19 protein-coding genes are annotated in these 17328 nt (G+C 59.6%); 4 read left to right on the top strand and 15 right to left on the bottom strand.

What is annotated here, in order from left to right; genetic code table 11:
* Positions 1-274: 274 nt before the first annotated feature.
* Genes C9E91_RS14170 through C9E91_RS14150 form a run of 5 tightly spaced genes read right to left on the bottom strand, consistent with a single transcriptional unit; the run spans position 275 to position 4456 of the window.
* On the bottom strand, positions 275-1243 hold the full coding sequence (locus tag C9E91_RS14170) for an ABC transporter substrate-binding protein (RefSeq protein WP_107108942.1): 969 nt from the start codon (positions 1241-1243) through the stop codon (positions 275-277).
* A 56-nt stretch (positions 1244-1299) separates the two neighbouring features.
* A complete protein-coding gene (locus C9E91_RS14165; RefSeq protein WP_107108941.1) occupies positions 1300-2433 on the bottom strand; it encodes an ABC transporter permease in 1134 nt (377 codons plus the stop codon).
* On the bottom strand, positions 2430-3317 hold the full coding sequence (locus tag C9E91_RS14160; RefSeq protein ID WP_107108940.1) for an ABC transporter permease: 888 nt from the start codon (positions 3315-3317) through the stop codon (positions 2430-2432). The genes C9E91_RS14165 and C9E91_RS14160 overlap by 4 nt, the downstream gene beginning before the upstream one ends.
* A 2-nt stretch (positions 3318-3319) precedes the next feature.
* Positions 3320-3655: a hypothetical protein gene (locus C9E91_RS14155; protein WP_107108939.1), complete on the bottom strand. Its 336-nt coding sequence runs from the start codon at positions 3653-3655 to the stop codon at positions 3320-3322.
* A gap of 9 nt (positions 3656-3664) precedes the next feature.
* The gene (locus tag C9E91_RS14150) at positions 3665-4456 is read right to left on the bottom strand and encodes an ABC transporter ATP-binding protein (protein WP_107108938.1); all 792 of its coding nucleotides are present in this window, start codon (positions 4454-4456) and stop codon (positions 3665-3667) included.
* A 124-nt stretch (positions 4457-4580) separates the two neighbouring features.
* Between C9E91_RS14150 and C9E91_RS14145 the strand changes: the two genes are divergently transcribed.
* Complete coding sequence (locus tag C9E91_RS14145; RefSeq protein WP_107108937.1) at positions 4581-4994, top strand: cupin domain-containing protein; 414 nt, start codon at positions 4581-4583, stop codon at positions 4992-4994.
* Positions 4995-5024: 30 nt separating this feature from the next.
* Here C9E91_RS14145 and hydA read toward each other — a convergent pair whose 3' ends face one another.
* Both hydA and C9E91_RS14135 read right to left on the bottom strand, forming a co-directional pair.
* Positions 5025-6479, bottom strand: coding sequence for a dihydropyrimidinase (gene hydA, locus C9E91_RS14140; RefSeq protein ID WP_107108936.1), 1455 nt, complete (start codon positions 6477-6479; stop codon positions 5025-5027).
* Between the two features lie 49 nt (positions 6480-6528).
* Positions 6529-7782, bottom strand: coding sequence for a Zn-dependent hydrolase (locus C9E91_RS14135; RefSeq protein WP_107108935.1), 1254 nt, complete (start codon positions 7780-7782; stop codon positions 6529-6531).
* Between the two features lie 299 nt (positions 7783-8081).
* Here C9E91_RS14135 and rutR point away from each other — a divergent pair, with 299 nt between their 5' ends.
* Positions 8082-8726 (top strand): HTH-type transcriptional regulator RutR, encoded by a 645-nt coding sequence (gene rutR / locus C9E91_RS14130; protein ID WP_028751882.1) that lies wholly within the window; start codon positions 8082-8084, stop codon positions 8724-8726.
* Between the two features lie 95 nt (positions 8727-8821).
* On the opposite strand, the gene C9E91_RS20000 is transcribed toward rutR, so the two are convergent.
* The 5 genes from C9E91_RS20000 to C9E91_RS14105 all read right to left on the bottom strand — a co-directional run bounded on the left by C9E91_RS20000 (position 8822) and on the right by C9E91_RS14105 (position 14421).
* On the bottom strand, positions 8822-8908 hold the full coding sequence (locus C9E91_RS20000; RefSeq protein WP_245276515.1) for an SEC-C metal-binding domain-containing protein: 87 nt from the start codon (positions 8906-8908) through the stop codon (positions 8822-8824).
* Positions 8909-9214: 306 nt separating this feature from the next.
* Positions 9215-10528, bottom strand: coding sequence for an NAD-dependent dihydropyrimidine dehydrogenase subunit PreA (gene preA, locus C9E91_RS14120; protein ID WP_107108934.1), 1314 nt, complete (start codon positions 10526-10528; stop codon positions 9215-9217).
* 13 nt (positions 10529-10541) lie between these two features.
* Entirely contained in the window at positions 10542-11900 is a 1359-nt protein-coding gene (locus tag C9E91_RS14115) for an NAD(P)-dependent oxidoreductase (protein WP_107108933.1), read from the bottom strand.
* Positions 11901-12444: 544 nt separating this feature from the next.
* Entirely contained in the window at positions 12445-13401 is a 957-nt protein-coding gene (locus tag C9E91_RS14110) for a sensor histidine kinase (RefSeq protein ID WP_181316102.1), read from the bottom strand.
* Positions 13402-13626: 225 nt separating this feature from the next.
* Complete coding sequence (locus C9E91_RS14105; protein ID WP_107108931.1) at positions 13627-14421, bottom strand: response regulator; 795 nt, start codon at positions 14419-14421, stop codon at positions 13627-13629.
* Between the two features lie 266 nt (positions 14422-14687).
* Between C9E91_RS14105 and C9E91_RS14100 the strand changes: the two genes are divergently transcribed.
* Positions 14688-14894 carry a NepR family anti-sigma factor gene (locus tag C9E91_RS14100; protein ID WP_107108930.1) on the top strand — a complete coding sequence of 69 codons (207 nt, stop codon included), beginning with the start codon at positions 14688-14690 and terminating at the stop codon, positions 14892-14894.
* Positions 14895-14906: 12 nt separating this feature from the next.
* On the top strand, positions 14907-15458 hold the full coding sequence (locus C9E91_RS14095; RefSeq protein WP_107108929.1) for an RNA polymerase sigma factor: 552 nt from the start codon (positions 14907-14909) through the stop codon (positions 15456-15458).
* Between the two features lie 134 nt (positions 15459-15592).
* Here the strand turns inward: C9E91_RS14095 and C9E91_RS14090 are convergent, their stop codons facing one another.
* The 3 genes from C9E91_RS14090 to C9E91_RS14080 all read right to left on the bottom strand — a co-directional run bounded on the left by C9E91_RS14090 (position 15593) and on the right by C9E91_RS14080 (position 17328).
* On the bottom strand, positions 15593-15997 hold the full coding sequence (locus C9E91_RS14090; RefSeq protein WP_107108928.1) for a hypothetical protein: 405 nt from the start codon (positions 15995-15997) through the stop codon (positions 15593-15595).
* A gap of 9 nt (positions 15998-16006) precedes the next feature.
* Complete coding sequence (locus C9E91_RS14085) at positions 16007-16357, bottom strand: DUF883 family protein (protein WP_107109436.1); 351 nt, start codon at positions 16355-16357, stop codon at positions 16007-16009.
* 179 nt (positions 16358-16536) lie between these two features.
* Complete coding sequence (locus tag C9E91_RS14080; protein ID WP_107108927.1) at positions 16537-17328, bottom strand: heme ABC transporter ATP-binding protein; 792 nt, start codon at positions 17326-17328, stop codon at positions 16537-16539.

The raw sequence follows: 17328 nt of genomic DNA, 5'->3' as shown, positions 1-17328 counted from the left end.
GTCCCTCATCCTCAATTTGCCCCTTTAGGTGGGAACGATTTCCAAATCCTGCAAGATCACGAGAAAATGATTTCTACGTGGCGCGCAATTCTAATGGGCGTTGCATTGCAAATCAATTACGTGCTCGTGATGTCTGCATTACGATACTTGATCGAAGCATGGTTTTTTAGGCAAACGCGACGACAAAGCCAGTCTTTTATCACGGCTGTTACAAAATGAAAAAAACGCGCGTGGCGTGAACCGCGCACGTTTCTTCGGATTTTCGGCGTCGGGCCTATTTCAGCGCGGCGTCGGTGATCTCATGCGTATAGGCGCCGGTCGGCTTCTTGTTGATGATCTTCTGGTCGAGCAGGGCGGCTACGGTGCGATCGTAGAGTTTCCCGTCGAGCTTGCCGGTGCCGATGAGCTTGGCGACTTCGCCCATCATGCGCTTCTGGTGATTTTCGTCCTGGCCACCATTATCCATGACGATTTCGGCGGCTTCATCCGGATGTTCGACAGCGTATTTCCAGCCCTTCATCGAAGCACGGACGAACTTGACCATGTTGGCCTTGAACTTCGCGTCCTTCAGCTTGGTCTCGTTGACATAAAGGCCGTCTTCCAGAAGGTCGTTGCCGAGCTTGCTATAGTTGAAGACGATCAGATCTTCCGGCTTGAAGCCGGCATCGATCGCCTGCCAGTATTCGTTATAGGTCATGACGGAGATGCAGTCGGCCTGCTTCTGGACGAGGGGCTGAACGTCGAAGCTCTGCTTCAAGACGGTGACGCCATCCTTGCCGCCGTCGGTCTTCAGGCCGATCTTATGCATCCAGGCGAAGAAGGGGTATTCGTTGCCGAAGAACCAGACGCCGAGCGTATGGCCCTTGAAATCGGCTTCGGTCTTTACCGGACCGTCCTTCGGGCAGATCAGTTCGAGGCCGGACTTGTCATAGGGCTGGGCGATGTTGATCAGCGGCACGCCCTTTTCGCGAGCGACCAGAGCGCCACCCATCCAGTCAACGATGACATCGGCACCGCCGCCGGCGATTACCTGTTCCGGTGCGATATCCGGACCGCCGGGCTTGATGTCGACGTCGAGGCCTTCCTCCTTGTAGAAGCCCTTGTCCTTGGCGACGAAATAGCCGCCGAACTGGCCCTGCGCCACCCATTTCAACTGCAGCGTCACCTTGTCGGCAGCCTGCGCCGCCTGCGCTGCGGCCAACGCCATCGCGCTTGCCATCAATGCGACCATCAGTTTTTTCATATTTTTTGTCCTTTTCCCTCTGAAGTTATGCCCTGATCCCTTGGCAGGATCCTGAACTACGTCTTTCCACCACGGATAGACGGATGCCAGAACGTCGTCATCCGCTCGAGAACGGCGACGATACCGTAGAAGACGGAGCCGACGACCGCGGCGACCGCGATCTCAGCCCAGACCATATCGAGATTCAACCGACCGTTCTCGGTTGAAATACGAAAGCCCATGCCCGACATGGGTGTGCCAAAGAACTCTGCCACGATGGCACCGATTAGGGCCAGGGTCGAGTTGATCTTTAGTGCATTGAAGATAAAGGGAGCCGCGGCCGGCAGGCGAAGCTTGAACAAAGTCTGCCAATAGCTCGACGCATAGGTGCGCATCAGATCGCGCTCCATATTGCCGGCGGCGGCGAGGCCGGCGACCGTGTTCACCAGCATCGGGAAGAAGGTCATGATGACGACGACAGCCGATTTAGATTCCCAATCGAAGCCGAACCACATGACCATGATCGGCGCGACACCGATGATCGGCAGGGCGGAGACCAGATTGCCGATCGGCAGCAGGCCGCGGCGCAGGAAGGCGAAGCGGTCGGCGAGAATGGCGACGATGAAGCCGCTGGTGCAGCCGATAATGTAGCCGATTAGAACCGACCGGAAGATCGTCTGCTGAACATCCGTCCAAAGAATGGAAGCGGAGCTGGCAATGCGGGCAGCAATGGCGCTTGGTGGTGGCAGCAGGATGAAAGGGATGCCAAACCCGCGCGTTACGGCTTCCCAGATGATGATGATCCAGACGCCGAAAATCGCGGGAATGAGCAACCGTAGCGTATAGCTCCCGGCGGTCGAATGTGCCGGGGTGACCGACAGGATGGCGACGCAGCGCCAGGCCAGCAGCCACGCCGCGGCAAGCAGGATAAAAAACGAGGCGAGCGCGGTGCCTTCGTTGCCCGATATTCCATCCAGCAGAAGCAAGGCGGCTGCATGTGCGGCAAAGAAGAGGATCGACGCACAGAGGATTGCGGACAGGTTCATGAAAGAAACAAGGGCCGCGGCACCAATGAGAACGAAGATGACGAACGTGGTTCCGCTACTGATGGGGGTGGCGGCATCGGCGGCGAGCAGCGGCAGCGCCAATAGCGCCGCAAGACAGAGAAGAAAGGAGAGCGTGCCTTGCCACGACACATGAGAATTCTTCATGCCGCCCGACCTCCCATTGCACGATCGACGATACGTGCCGCGATGCTGACAACGGCAATCAGTGCCGCGGCTAGTATCGAGCCGGCAACGAGGGCCGCCCATATATCGATGGTCAAGCTTTGATAGGAGCCGGCGAGCAGTTTGGCTCCGATGCCGGCGACGGCGCCCGTTGGCAGTTCGCCAACGATTGTTCCGGTGAGGCTGGCTGCGATCGCAACTTTCATCGAGGTGAAGAGGAACGGAACCGATGCGGGGACACGCAGCTTCCAGAAGGTCTGCATCGAACTGGCATTGTAGGTACGCATTAGGTCGAGATGCATGATTTCCGGCGATCGCAATCCCTTGACCATGCCAACGGCGACGGGAAAGAAGGAGAGGTAAGTTGAGACCAGCGCCTTGGGAATAAGGCCGGTAACGCCGATCGAACCCAGGACGACGATGACCATCGGCGCGATGGCCAGGATCGGTATCGTCTGCGAGGCGATGATCCATGGCATCAGGCTGCGGTCGAGTGCCAAGACATGCACGATGCCGACGGCAATGAGGATGCCCAAAAGGGTCCCGAAAGCGAAACCGACAGCCGTGGAGGACAAAGTCACCCAGGCATTGTAGACGAGGCTGCGATTGCTCGTCAGCGGTCTTAGAAACGTGTTTTCGAAGACATTCTGCGCCACCTGATGCGGTGCCGGCAGGATCGGCTTCGGCTGCGCGAGCGTCTTGCCGATGAATTCCATCGTACCGGAAGTGACGTTGGCGCGGCGGCCGAGATCGCGCTGGAATGGCGCGTTGAGAATGACGGCAAAGGCGTACCACAACACGATAATTGCCACCAGGATGGCCGTGACCGGCAGGAATTTATGTTTGAAGAATTGCTCCTTCTCCATGGTCACGCGCCCCTTTCCACCGGAAACAGCATCAGCGCCATCGCGACGATGCCGAGCCCGACGCCGGCAAGCTGCGGCAGACTGAGCCGCTCGCCGAAGACGACGAAGGCAACGATATTCACGACCACAAGCTGAGCAATGGCAGAGGCGGAGATCGCCAGACCAAGCCCGCCCTCGCGCATCAGCCGGACCATCATCAGATTGCCCACGCAATAGAGGCTGAGCGCGAAGATGAGGATCAATATGTTGTTGTTGGCGATATAGGCCCGCGAAGCAGTCGCGCCACCGATGAAGACCGCCATGGCACCAGTGAGCCAGAGGAGAAATTGCGGGTTCATAGCGTGATCCTATTCCTCATAGCTATGCCCGGCTCTCAGCCCGTCGCGGACACGATGGGCGATCTCCAGAAATTCCGGGGTTTCGCGAATACCCAGTGGGCGTTCGTGCGGAAGGGAGGATTCGATGACATCGGTGACGCGGCCGGGGCGCGGCGACATGACGACGATCTTGGTGGAGAGATAAACCGCCTCCGGGATCGAGTGCGTCACGAAACAGATGGTCTTGTTCGTTCGCTTCCAAAGTTTCAGCAGCGCTTCGTTGAGGTGATCGCGCACGATCTCGTCGAGGGCACCGAAGGGTTCGTCCATCAGCAGCAGGTCGGCATCGAAGGCGAGCGCGCGGGCGATGGAGGCGCGCTGCTGCATGCCTCCGGAGAGCTGCCAGGGATATTTGTGCGCGAAGCCGGTGAGGTTGACCAGATCAAGCGTCTGCTCGATGCGCTTGGCCTGATCGCTCTTCGCATAGCCCATGATCTCCAGCGGCAGAGCGATGTTCTTTTCGATCGTGCGCCAGGGATAAAGGGCAGCCGCCTGAAAAACGTAGCCATAGGCGCGGTTGGTGCGCGCCTCTTCCGGCGTCATGCCGTTGACGGTGATGTCGCCGGAGGTCTTGCGCTCAAGATCGGCGATGACGCGCAGGAACGTGGTCTTGCCGCAGCCGGACGGGCCGATGAAAGAGACGAAATCGCCCTTCCGCACGTCGAGATCGACATTGCTCAGTGCATGCACCGGCCCGTCATTTGTCTCGTAGGTGAGGCAGAGGTTCCGCGCGGAGACGACGGAGGGAGCGGATGACGTCATTAACACCTACCAGTCATGTTTTCGCCGCGCAGCCGAGGCGGATTGCGTGTTATCCTATACGGCATCGCGGTGGTTTTAGAACCGGAGGATGCCGCAGATCTATCGAATTTTATGGAGGAATGGCATGAGCGTTTCATCGAAGCCAACCTGCCGCATCGTGCAGCCCGGCAGCACCTATGCCGGGAAACAAGGCTTCAACTATTTCGAAGGGATTGCCGCCGAGACAGTGGGTTCGACAGGCATCTGCATGCATCTCCTGACGATTCCCCCGGGCGGACGCGCCAAGGCGCACCTGCATGCCGCGCATGAGACGGCGATTTACGCTTTGTCCGGCGAGACGCATTGCTGGTTCGGCGATCAATTGGAAGAGCATGTTGTCGTTCATGCCGGCGAGATGTTCTACATTCCGGCCGGCGTTCCGCATCTGCCCGCCAATCTCAGCGACCGGCCGGCGACAGCCATCATCGCCCGCACCGACCCGAACGAGCAGGAAAGTGTCGTCCTGCTGCCGGATCTGGAGCGATATGTGCCGTTGTGAGCTGATGGACCGGAACGCCGTTGCCAAGCGTCACACCCCGCTTGCGGGGATGCCGCTGCGCTGAACCTTGCGCGGCGCGGTGACCTCTTTCCAGGTCGAGAGTGCGCGGTTGGCGGCGGTGAAAGGCTCGCGCTTGACGAACTCGCCATGCCCCTGCTGCGTCTTGACCGTGCCTTCCTCGATGGCAACCACACCGCGGGTTAGCGTGTAGCGCGGCAGGCCCGTCACCTGCTTGCCTTCGAAGACGTTATAGTCGATCGCCGACTGTTGAGTGTTGGCAGAGATGGTCTTCGAACGCTTCGGGTCCCAGACGACGATATCGGCATCGGCGCCGACGAGGATCGCGCCCTTCTTCGGATAGACGTTGAGGATTTTGGCGATGTTGGTCGACGTCACCGCGACGAACTCGTTCATGGTCAGGCGGCCGGTGTTGACGCCATGGGTCCAGAGCATCGGCATGCGGTCTTCCAGGCCGCCGGTGCCGTTCGGAATCTTGGTGAAGTCATTCAGGCCGAAACGCTTCTGCGCGGTCGTGAAGGCGCAATGGTCGGTGGCCACCACCTGCAGGGAGCCGGAAGCGAGGCCGGCCCAGAGGCTGTCCTGATGCTGCTTGTTGCGGAAGGGCGGCGACATGACGCGGCGGGCGGCATGGTCCCAATCGGCATTGGCATATTCGCTCTCATCGAGCGTCAAGTGCTGGATCAAGGGTTCGCCATAGACGCGCATGCCCTTCTGACGGGCGCGGCGGATGGCTTCGTGCGCCTGTTCGCAGGAGGTGTGCACGATGTAGACCGGGCTGCCGGCCATGTCGGCAATCATGATGGCGCGGTTCGTCGCTTCGCCTTCGACCTCCGCGGGGCGGGAATAGGCGTGTGCTTCCGGACCGTTATTGCCTTCGGCAAGCAGTTTCGCCTGCATCTGCGCGACCACGTCGCCATTCTCGGCGTGAACGAGCGGCAGCGCGCCGAGTTCGGCGCAGCGCTGGAAGGAGGAGAACATCTCGTCGTCATCCACCATCAGGGCGCCCTTATAGGCCATGAAGTGCTTGAAGGTGTTGATGCCCTTTTCGCGGACGACGGCTTCCATCTCGTTGAAGACCTGCTCGCTCCACCAGGTAATCGCCATGTGGAAGGAGTAATCACAATTTGCCCGCGTCGACTTGTTGTCCCACATGGTCAGCGCTTCGAGCAGCGATTGGCCCGGCGAGGGCAGGGCAAAATCCACCACCATCGTCGTGCCGCCGGCAAGGGCAGCGCGGGTGCCGCTCTCGAAATCGTCCGAGGAATAGGTGCCCATGAATGGCATTTCGAGATGCGTATGCGGATCGATGCCGCCCGGCATGACATAGCAGCCCGTGGCGTCGAGCACTTCATTGCCGGACAGGTTCTGCCCGATCTCGACAATCTTACCGCCTTCGACCTTGACATCGGCCTTATAGGTCAAGTCGGCCGTGACGATGGTTCCACCCTTGATGACTGTGCTCATGGTGTCTGCTCCCGATGTGTGAATGTCTGGTGCTGCGCGAGGATGGCCGTCACGCCACAATCTCCGCAGTCTCCAGGACCGCGTGGAACAGGACATCCGCACCTGCGGTCGCCCATTCCTTGGAAATCTCCTCGGCCTCGTTGTGCGACAGGCCGCCGACGCAGGGGCACATGACCATGGTGGCCGGTGCCACCTTGGCGGCCCAGCAGGCGTCGTGGCCGGCGCCGGAGATGAGGTTCATGTGGCTGTAGCCCAGCTTCTCTGCCGCGTCGCGCACCGCGGTGACGAGCTTCGGATCGAAGGTCACCGGTTCGAAATGGCCGATGGCTTCGACGGAACAGCCGACGCCGAGGGCGTCGCAGATACCAGGCGCTTCAGCCTCGATCTTGGCGCGCATGCGGTCGAGCTTCGCCTTGTCGGGCGAGCGGATGTCGACCGTGAAGACCACCTTGCCCGGCAGCACGTTGCGCGAATTTGGCGAGAAGAAGACCTGGCCGACACCGCCGACGGCGCCCGGCTGGTTTTCCATCGCCACACCCTGCACCATTTCGATGATGCGCGACATGGCAAGCCCGGCATTGACGCGCATGTTCATCGGCGTCGAGCCGGTATGCGCTTCCTTGCCGGTCAGCGTGAATTCCAGCCACCACAGGCCCTGACAGTGCGTGACGACGCCGATGGTCTTGTCTTCGGCTTCGAGGATAGGTCCCTGTTCGATGTGATATTCGAAATAGGCATGCATCTTGCGGCTGCCGACCTCTTCATCGCCGAGCCACCCAATGCGCTTCAGTTCCTCGCCGTAGGTTTTACCCTCGGGGTCCTTGCGGCCATAGGCATAGTCCAGCGAATGCACGCCGGCGAAGACGCCGGAGGCGAGCATGGCAGGGGCGAAACGAGCACCTTCTTCATTGGCCCAATTGGTGACCACGATCGGATGCTTGGTCTTGATGCCGAGATCGTTCATCGTGCGAACAACCTCCAGCGCGCCGAGCACGCCGAGCACACCATCATATTTGCCGCCGGTCGGCTGGGTGTCGAGATGCGAGCCGACGTAGACCGGCAGGGCGTTCGGATCGGTGCCGGGGCGGGTCGCGAACATCGTGCCCATCTTGTCGACACCTACTTTCAAGCCGGCCTCGTCGCACCATGTCTTGAAAAGGCTTCGGCCTTCGGCGTCGGCGTCGGTGAGCGTCTGGCGATTATTGCCGCCGGCGATGCCGGGGCCGATCTTCGCCATGTCCATCAGTGCGTCCCAAAGGCGATCGCCATTGATACGCATGTTTTCTCCTGGCGTTGCCACCATGATGCAATCCTCACCTGTTTTTCCCGGGTCATGCAAGGCGCATGCCCAATTGTTCCCGATGGTCGCTTCCGGCGCGCTTGCTTGTTTTTCTCGCCCCGGAAAATCGCCGGTTGCCTTTAAAAGACATCTGACGGATAATTTGACCGATTGGTAAACATTACAACTTCCGTGGCGGCGCTCAAGACGAAAAGCACGAAAATTCCCGACAAAATTACAGGCAGTTGCCCAAAATTAAAGCATGGGCAGGGGAATGAGAGCTTGGCCGAAGGGCTTGGATTTCAAGGAGAAACAAACCAGACATGGCCATCCCCAGAGCCGCCAAGACGCAACGCCGCACTCGAATTCAGGAAGAAAAAGAAGAAGTAATACTCGAGGCCGCGCTGGACGTATTCTCCGTGCATGGCTTTCGCGGCTCGACCATCGACCAGATCGCCGAGGTCGCCGGCATGTCGAAACCCAATCTGCTCTACTATTTCCGGACAAAAGAAGCCATGCACCGCGCGCTGATCGACCGGGTGCTATTCACCTGGCTGGAGCCGCTGCGCGCCTTCGACGCCAATGGCAATCCCGAAAGCGAGATCCGCTCCTATATCCGCCGCAAGCTGGAGATGGCCCGCGATTTTCCGCGGGAAAGCCGCCTGTTCGCCAACGAGATGCTGCAGGGAGCGCCGCATGTGGAGGATGAGCTCCGAGGTCCGCTGAAGAGCCTTGTCGATGAAAAGGCCGAGGTCATCCGCGCCTGGGCGAAGGCCGGCAAGATCGCCAAATGCGATCCCTATCACCTGATCTTCTCCATCTGGTCGACGACGCAGCATTATGCGGATTTCGACGTGCAGGTGCGCGCGGTGCTCGGGCAGGAACATTCAGGGGAGGGGCGTTTCGAGGATGCGGCACGGTACCTCGAACAGCTTTTCGTCGACGGGCTCCGCATGCGCCACACTTGAGCGGTGACGCAATCCTCGAAAGAAATTGCGTCACACATGCCAGGCTGATTGAACTCAGTTCCGATCTCTAAAAATAGTAGTCCCGCTCGATGCCGTCATAGCGGCCTGATTTCAGGCAGCAATTCTTGAAACCGCCTCCGAGAACCGCAGGGGCAGGGATCGTTGCGGCCGAGTTTTTCGATCAGCTCGACATCGCCATGAACGAATTGTGAGCCAGTCTTAACCCGCGATTCCGATGGGAAAGCCTTACGTCGTTTGGACGTGACCTCAAAAGCTCACGTCGTGGAGGGTGTGGGACTTGCGTGACATGGTCGCCTCCTTTGGATTGTTATTTTTGCGATTATTCGCAGCGCGTGCCCCATAGCTCGTTTTCTATGCTTCCGCGAGCCGCGAAACATGTTTTTTGAATGAGGCCGATGCCAGCTACGAAGAGGCGGCCGCAGCAAGCTGCGACCGCCTCTTTATGTTCAAGCGAATTGTCGCCAGTGTTACTCCGCCGCCTGCCGGGCCATCGGATTGTTCGGATGGGTCGTCCAGTTGGCATAGTTCGGGTCGACGGTCTTGCCGGTGCGCTTGTCGAGGCTGCCGGCCGGCAAGGCTTCCATGGTGATGCAGTTCTCGACGGGACAGACGCTGACGCAGAGATTGCAGCCGACGCATTCCTCATCCATCACCTCGAAGTGTCTGGCGCCGTCGACCATGTTGGTGATGGCCTGGTGCGAGGTGTCTTCGCAGGCGATATAGCAGCGACCGCATTTGATGCAGGCGTCCTGATCGATCTTCGCCTTGGCGATGTAGTTGAGGTTGAGATACTGCCAGTCGGAAACATTCGGCACGGCACGGCCGATGATGTCGTCCAGATTGCTGTGGCCCTTTTCGTCCATCCAATCGGAGAGGCCGGATATCATTTCCTGGACGATCTTGAAGCCATAGGTCATTGCGGCGGTACAGACCTGCACGTTACCGGCGCCGAGAGCCAGGAATTCAGCTGCGTCACGCCAGGTGGTGATGCCGCCGATGCCGGAGATCGGCAGGCCGTAGGTTTCGGGATCGCGCGCTATCTCGGCCACCATGTTGAGCGCGATCGGCTTGACGGCCGGGCCGCAATAGCCGCCATGGCTGCCCTTGCCGCCGACCGTCGGGTTCGGCGCGAAATTGTCGAGATCGACGGAAACGATCGAGTTGATCGTGTTGATCAGCGACACGGCGTCGGTGCCACCGGCCTTGGCTGCCCGGGCGGGCTTGCGGATGTCGGTGATATTCGGCGTCAGCTTGGTGATGACGGGCATGCGGGTGTACTGCTTGCACCAGCGCACGACCATTTCGATATATTCCGGCACCTGTCCGACCGCGGAGCCCATGCCGCGTTCAGACATGCCGTGCGGACAGCCGAAATTGAGCTCGATGCCATCCGCGCCGGTTTCTTCCACCAGCGGCAGGATGGCCTTCCAGGCCTGTTCCTCGCAGGGAACCATGATCGAGGCGATCAGGGCGCGGTCCGGCCAGTTCATCTTCACCTGCTTCATTTCGCGCAGGTTGGTGTAGAGGTCGCGATCGGTGATCAACTCGATGTTGTTAAGGCCGAGCAGGCGGCGGTCGGCGCCCCAGATCGCGCCGTAGCGCGGACCGTTGACGTTGACGACCGGCGGGCCTTCCTCGCCGAGGGTCTTCCAAACCACGCCGCCCCAACCGGCCTTGAAGGCGCGTTCGACGTTGTAGGCCTTGTCGGTCGGCGGCGCCGAGGCGAGCCAGAACGGGTTTGGGGATTTGATGCCAACGAAATTATTGCGGAGATCAGCCATGTTGGTTCTCCTTTCAGGCGACTGCAGCGGCCGGCTTGGCGGCAGCGAGCGCACGGTTGATGGATTCGGCCGCGTCGCGACCCTGTGCAACAGCGGAGACCGTCAGGTCGTCGCCGCCGAGCACGCAGTCGCCGCCGGCCCAGATGCCCTCGAGCGAGGTCCGGCCTTCGCCGTCGATGGAGATGCGGCCGGATTCCATGCGCAACGCGCCTAATCCGGAGGCCTCGAATGTCTGGCCGATTGCCTTGAAGATCTGATCGGCGGCGATGACGCCGGTATCGCCGGTGCCGGTCAGCTTGCCGTCGCGCAATTCGGTATATTCGACTTCGATGCCGGCGACCTTGCCGTCCTTGTCGAGAATGCGCTTTGGCGCCAGCCAGTGGCGGATGATGACGCCCTTGGAGGCGGCGAGATCCTGCTCGTATTCCGAGGCGTTCATATTCTCCTTGCCGCGGCGATAACAGATCGTCACCTCTTCGGCGCCGAGCAGCTTTGCCTGCACGGCGGCATCAATCGCGGTCATGCCGCCGCCAAGGACGACGACGCGGCGGCCGATGGCGATGTCTGCCTTGTTCTTGGCCTGGCGCAGATCGGCGATATAGCCGACGGCATCGGCAACACCGTCGAGATCTTCGCCTTCGGCACGCAATGCGTTGACGCCGGCAAGGCCGAGGCCGAGGAAGACGGCATCATACTGCGACGAAAGATCGGCAAGGCTGAAATCGCGGCCGAGTGCCTGGCCGTTCTTCACTTCGATGCCGCCGATCGACAGCACGTAGTCGACTTCCTTCTGGGCGAAATCATCGACCGTCTTGTAGGTGGCGATGCCATATTCATTGAGGCCGCCGGCCTTTTGGCGGGCGTCGAAAATGGTGACGTCGTGGCCATTCACTGCGAGGCGGTGGGCGCAGGCGAGGCCGGCTGGACCGGCGCCAACGACAGCGATCTTCTTGCCGGTGGAGGCGGCCCGAGCGTAGAACTGCTTGTTCTCGGCCATCGCCGTGTCAGTGGCATAGCGCTGTAGGCGGCCGATTTCGACGGGGCGCTCTTCGGCAGTGTTGCGCACGCAAGCCTGCTCGCAGAGCTGTTCGGTGGGACAGACGCGGGCGCACATGCCGCCGAGGATGTTCTGGTCGAAGATCGTCTTGGCCGAGCCAATCGGATTGCCAGTCGAAATCTGCCGGATGAACAGCGGAATGTCGATGGAGGTCGGACAGGCCGTCATGCACGGCGCGTCATAGCAGAAATAACAGCGGTCGGCAGCGACCAAGGCCTCGTGACGATCAAGGCGCGGATGCAGATCGGAAAAGTTCGCATCATATTCGGCCGGCGTCAGCCTGCCTTTATGAATCCCAGTTTCCAGGCGTCCCATTGAAGTTCCCTCATTATAGTAAACAGCCAGTGGTATGAACGGTAACTCAGGATAAAAAATTTATCAAACGGTAAAATTTTGGAGCGTTCTGCCATTGTCAGCACAGGCAGCGCTGTCGCGATCATGCAGTGCTGCACCCAGTCGAGGGGTCTCCGCTAAACATATGGTTCGATTTTATTTTCGAGGAACGGATGCCGGCTGAGCGGAGCGCAAAGCGGTAAGCTTCCGAGTTCAGCGCGGCCTCAAAGGTCCGTTGGCGCCCATTTTTGACATTGGCGATAGATGCTGGAGAAAAAATCGAAATTTTTTTAAGAAAGATGGAACCAAGGTTCGGCGCCATCGTTAAGGAGGTGTCCTGGTGATGATCGCATCAACCGATGCACGCCCCCAAAACTCATCACCGGGCATCTACTCACGGTCCCCTCCCGATGAGTGAAAAGCAGCCAGTGCGCCGCCCTCGCGCTGGCTGTTTTCTTTTGTAGCTTTGCCTAGAGCGGGAAAGCGTTTCACGGAATCGCTTTCCCGCTCCGGACAGAAAACTGCTCTAGGACCGGCGCTTCAGGATTTCATATTCGGTTTCGGGTATTGTCAGGCGATAGCCGATGCTGTCGTCGTCGATGGCGAACTGGGCGCGTCCGTTCATGGATGTGGGCACGACCCGCTCCAGCACGGTGCGGCTGAAGCTGTTGTCCTCGAACTCATGATCGGCGGGGAAAAAGAAGCGCTCCGACCAAGCCACCTCGATCGCCTTCTTACCATCGAGTTCTGCTTCCTTGCAGTTCAGCGTGATGCTGGTGGCGCCGGCGGAGATGGCGCCATGCGAGGCGGAATTGACGATCAGCTCATGCAGGGCAAGCCCGAGATGCACTGCGGCATTCGGGGTGAGATGCGCATTGATGCCGTAGATCGGCATCGGCACTCCCGCATCGGGCCAGTAGGGGGCGAATTGCTTTTCGGCGAGTTCGAACAGATAGGCGCCGCGCCAGCTTGAATCGGTGATCAGGTCCTGCGAATTCGATAGGGATTGCAGGCGGCCGCGGAACTTGATCAGGAAATTGTCGAGCGACAGCGTATGACGCGCCGTCTGCGTCGCAATGCCCTGGATGATCGCCAGAAGGTTCTTGGAGCGATGCGACAGCTCGCGCAGCAGCGATTTCAATACTTTTTCGCGGTGGCGGCTCTCGGTGACCTCGGTGATGACGGAGAGCAGGCCCTGCGGCTTGCGCCCTCCGATGCGCTCGATCTTCAGCTCGTAAATGCGCACGCCATCGCCGGTCACGAACTCCACTTCGGCGCTGACGGGCTTGCCGCTTTCCAGCACGCCGCGTTTCAACCGAGACAGGTGTTCGCCATCCTTCTCGCCGAAGAGATGGATGTCCGTGCCGCCGATGATGAGGGACGGTTTCAGGTGATCGGGCAAGTTTTCCGCATAGCGGATCGCAAGGCTTGGGTCTTGAAAGAGGATCGAGATACCGGCGCTGCCCAGCGCCCGCTCCATCATAGCGACCTTGCCTTCAAAACTTAAAGGCGTGCCGGATAATGGTTCAGTCGTATTCACCGGCTTGCCTTTCACTCCAATTTCGAGAACCCTGCCGACAGGGTATTCTCAGCCGGAAGAACTCGATCCGGTTTATACAATCATTCGCTATAACAGTCGGTAAAGCGTCCCTAAGCAGCCGGAACGTCCGGTTGCTTTTTTTGTTCCGCGACAAAATGTCGATTCGGGTCAGGCGGCCACCTTTGTGGTTTCGTTAAAGAAAAGCGCCTGGCTGATCAGAGCTTTCACCATGTCGGGATTGAATGGCTTGGTCACAAGGAAGGTCGGCTCCGGCCGCTCGCCGGTCAGTAACCGCTCGGGGAAAGCGGTGATGAAAATGACCGGTATGCTCGACGTCTTGAGGATGTCATTGACAGCATCGATGCCGGAGCTGCCGTCGGCAAGCTGAATGTCGGCGAGCACCATGCTGGGATTGGTGGCATTGTGCAGGGCAACCGCCTCCGCATGGGTGCGGGCGATGCCGGTGACCCGATGCCCGAGGCTTTCCACCATCTGCTCGATATCCATCGCGATCAGCGGTTCATCCTCGATGATCATGATGTCTGTCGCGACTTGGCGTGAAATTTCCTGTGATGCCTTGTCGAGCAGATTCATGGCTTCGGTCTCCGTCACGTCGAGAATGTCGGCGATTTCGCCGAGACGGAAGTTTTCGACGGAGGCGAGCAGGAAGGCCTGGCGCGCGACCGGCGAAACCTTGGCGAGATTGACCGAAGCGCGCTGTTCCCACGCATAGGGCGAGGTCGGCTCGGGAATCTGGATCGCCGTGGAACCGAAGAGTTGAGTGAAGAGTTTATAGAGTGCAACGCGGTCGTTGGGCGTGTCTGGGAAGATGGAAAGATCGGCAATGATCGCTTCCAAAACCGCCGCGACATAGGCGTCACCCGATGTCTGTGTCCCGGTCAGCGCACGGGAATAGCGGCGCAAATAGGGAAGATGCGGCGCAATGCGTGTGGAAAGTGTCATCAATGGCTCCCGCCCTTTATCAATTCCTAATTGAAACACAGCCTCCAAGACTGCAATGACAAACAAACGCAAATTCAGTAAAAAAGTTCCTCGGCATCGGAACTTTTTTTGAGGAAAGACATTACCCTGCCGACGAACAGTAGGCTTCAACCTCTCCGAATTCGGGCCAAGAAGGGACGTGAGGAGGGCAGCGGCCTCCACATTGGGGTGCATAGAGGTACACCCCGAATCCATGAACGCAAGAAATGCGGAAGTGAGCAGGCTAAATGACCACCCAGAATCAAGAGGACGCGGACCGCAAACGGCCTGACGTGCGTGCTGTCGATATCCTCGATCCTAACAATCAAATCGGCAACCGGTTGCGCTCATTCTATGCTGCGGCGCAGGATGAGGCTATCCCGGATCGCTTGCTCGACCTGCTCGAGAAGCTGGATCAGGCCGAACGTTTGGCTTCCGCAAAAGTCTCCGATTAAGGAGGAAGCGTTATGGAACCGCAACCGAGCTTCAAGCGCGAACTCCTGGCTGCCCTACCGAGCCTGCGTGCCTTTGCCATTTCGTTGACCGGCCGCCACGACCGAGCCGATGATCTCGTGCAGGACACGATCATGAAGGCTTGGGCCAAGCAGGACCATTTCGAGATGGGCACCAATATGAAGGCCTGGCTCTTCACCATCCTGCGCAACGAACTCTACAGCCAGATGCGCAAGAGCGGCCGCGAGGTGCAGGACAGCGATGGCCTGTTCACGGAATCGATGGCGACGCATCCCGCGCAATACGGTGCGCTCGACCTGCAGGATTTCCGCAAGGCACTGGACCAATTGCCGCCCGATCAGCGCGAAGCCATCATCCTGGTCGGCGCGTCCGGTTTTTCCTATGAAGAAGCTGCCGAAATCTGCGGCTGCGCTGTCGGCACCATCAAGAGCCGGGTCAACCGCGCCCGCCAGCGTCTGCAGGAATTGCTGCAGATTTCCGGAGAAGCGGACTTCGGCCCGGACGCCACTTCAGCGCCTTTGACGTCCAAGGCGTTTGCCTTCTAAATCATGTGATCTGCATCCCTGTCGTCCGCGCCTGGTGGCGCGGGCACGGCAACATTTCTAGGCGTTGCCGGCGGCTCATGGGATTTGAACTGTTTGCGGTGATGTGCTGCAATACGGGCCTGATCAAGCCGCTCTCAATCATCTCGCCTCTTTGTGCCGATCAGATTGCCGAACACCAGCGCGGTAGCGATGGCAGCGGTCAGCAGCGGTTGCGACTTTGCAAGGCCGAGCGCCGCGACGGCCATTGATTCCAAGGCGGCGCGGCGTTCGCGGGCACGCCGTTCTTCCTGCCTGTCGATGATGACCATGATGACGAGAAGGATCAGGGCGAGCAGCAGCGCGCCGGCGGCAATCAGCAGCGCCGAAACGGCTAGACCATAGATCGTTGCCAGCCAGATAGCGGCCGCTATGAGGGCAAAGGCATAGGCCGTCAGAAGGAGGACAGTGGCGATACCGATGAAAACACCGTCGCGCTTTGTACGCGCAACGGTGCGGCTCAATGTGCCCGAGAGAAACAGGCCGAGGAGCGGAGCTAGCATTGCAGCTCCTTAGCGGCGTGACAGAAGCAGGGCGAACGCCAATCCGAAAGCTGCAGCAGCCCCGATGGTGGCAATGGGATGTTGGCGCACGGTCCTGCGCATTTCGCGCGTGCCCTTCGTATAGCCGTGCTGCAAGTCACGCAGCAAGTCTTCGCCACGAGCCGCCAAATCTTCGAACCCGGTCTCGGCGCGCGCGCGCATCGTCTTACTCTGGATAGCACTGTTTTCACCGACGATCTTGGCGAAAGCGGCAATTTCGTTGCGCAGATGCTGGATCTGCTCCTCAATGCTGGCTTCGAGGTCGTGCAGGCTGCCGCCATTCCGTTTAGCTCGCGCCGAATGGAGGATGGATGTTGCCATGGTCTTGCTCCCTTGCGTCGTTAGCGTCTTTGGCCTGGCGCTGCAAAGCTGCGCCGGCTTTTGCGATGAGCGAATGCTGCCAGACATATTGCGCTGATGATCGCGCAGAACATTGATCTGGATCACCGATCATCAACGCGGCGATGCAACGAAAAGTTCCGGATTTGACGAAAGGAAGGTCAGTCCGCCAGTGCGCTATGGGCGAGAACGAATGGGACGCCGTCGATGGGAACACGATTGACCCTTAGCGCGCAGCCAAAGACATCCTGTAAATGCCGGTCGGTTAGAACGTCCCCCACGGGACCCGCTGCCCGCGACCGCCCGTTCTTGAGCAGGACCATTTGGTCGGCGAAGAGCGCGGTCAGGTTGAGATCATGCATGACGGCGATGACGCCGCCGCCGCGCCGGCAGAATTGCCGGGCGAGCGTCATGATGGTCAGTTGGTGGCTGATGTCGAGACTGGAGACGGGCTCATCGAGAAGCAGCCAGCAGGGCTTACCGTCGACGATAGGCTCGGAAATTTGGCATAGAACCCGGGCGAGTTGGACGCGTTGTTGCTCCCCGCCGGAAAGCTCCTGATAGAAGCGCCCTTCGAAGCCGGCAAGATCGACGGAGGAGAGCGCCTCGGCAGCGATGCGATCGGCCTGTTCGGGATGGCTGTTGCGCCCGCTGGTCAGCCCCATACGGACAATTTCGCGAACGGTGAAAGGGAACGAGATGGCGCTTGCCTGGGGCAGCACGCCGCGCATTTCAGCCAGTTGCCAAGCCTGAAGGCTGCCGATCTCCGATGCGTTGAGGCGCACCGAACCCTGATAGGCGATTTCCCCCGAAATGGCCTTCATGATCGTCGTCTTGCCAGAGCCGTTCGGCCCGCAAATCGCCGTCAGCGCGCCGGCCTTGGCGGTGAAGCAAACATCCTGCACGACTGTCTTGCCGGAGAGCCGGACGGAAAGGTTCGAGACGTCGATCAT

It is taken from the genome of Rhizobium sp. SEMIA4064 (genome assembly GCF_003025035.1).
Taxonomy (GTDB): domain Bacteria; phylum Pseudomonadota; class Alphaproteobacteria; order Rhizobiales; family Rhizobiaceae; genus Rhizobium; species Rhizobium paranaense.
The sequence above is the reverse complement of the archived record's forward strand: the minus strand, read 5'-3'. Positions and strand labels throughout refer to the sequence as shown.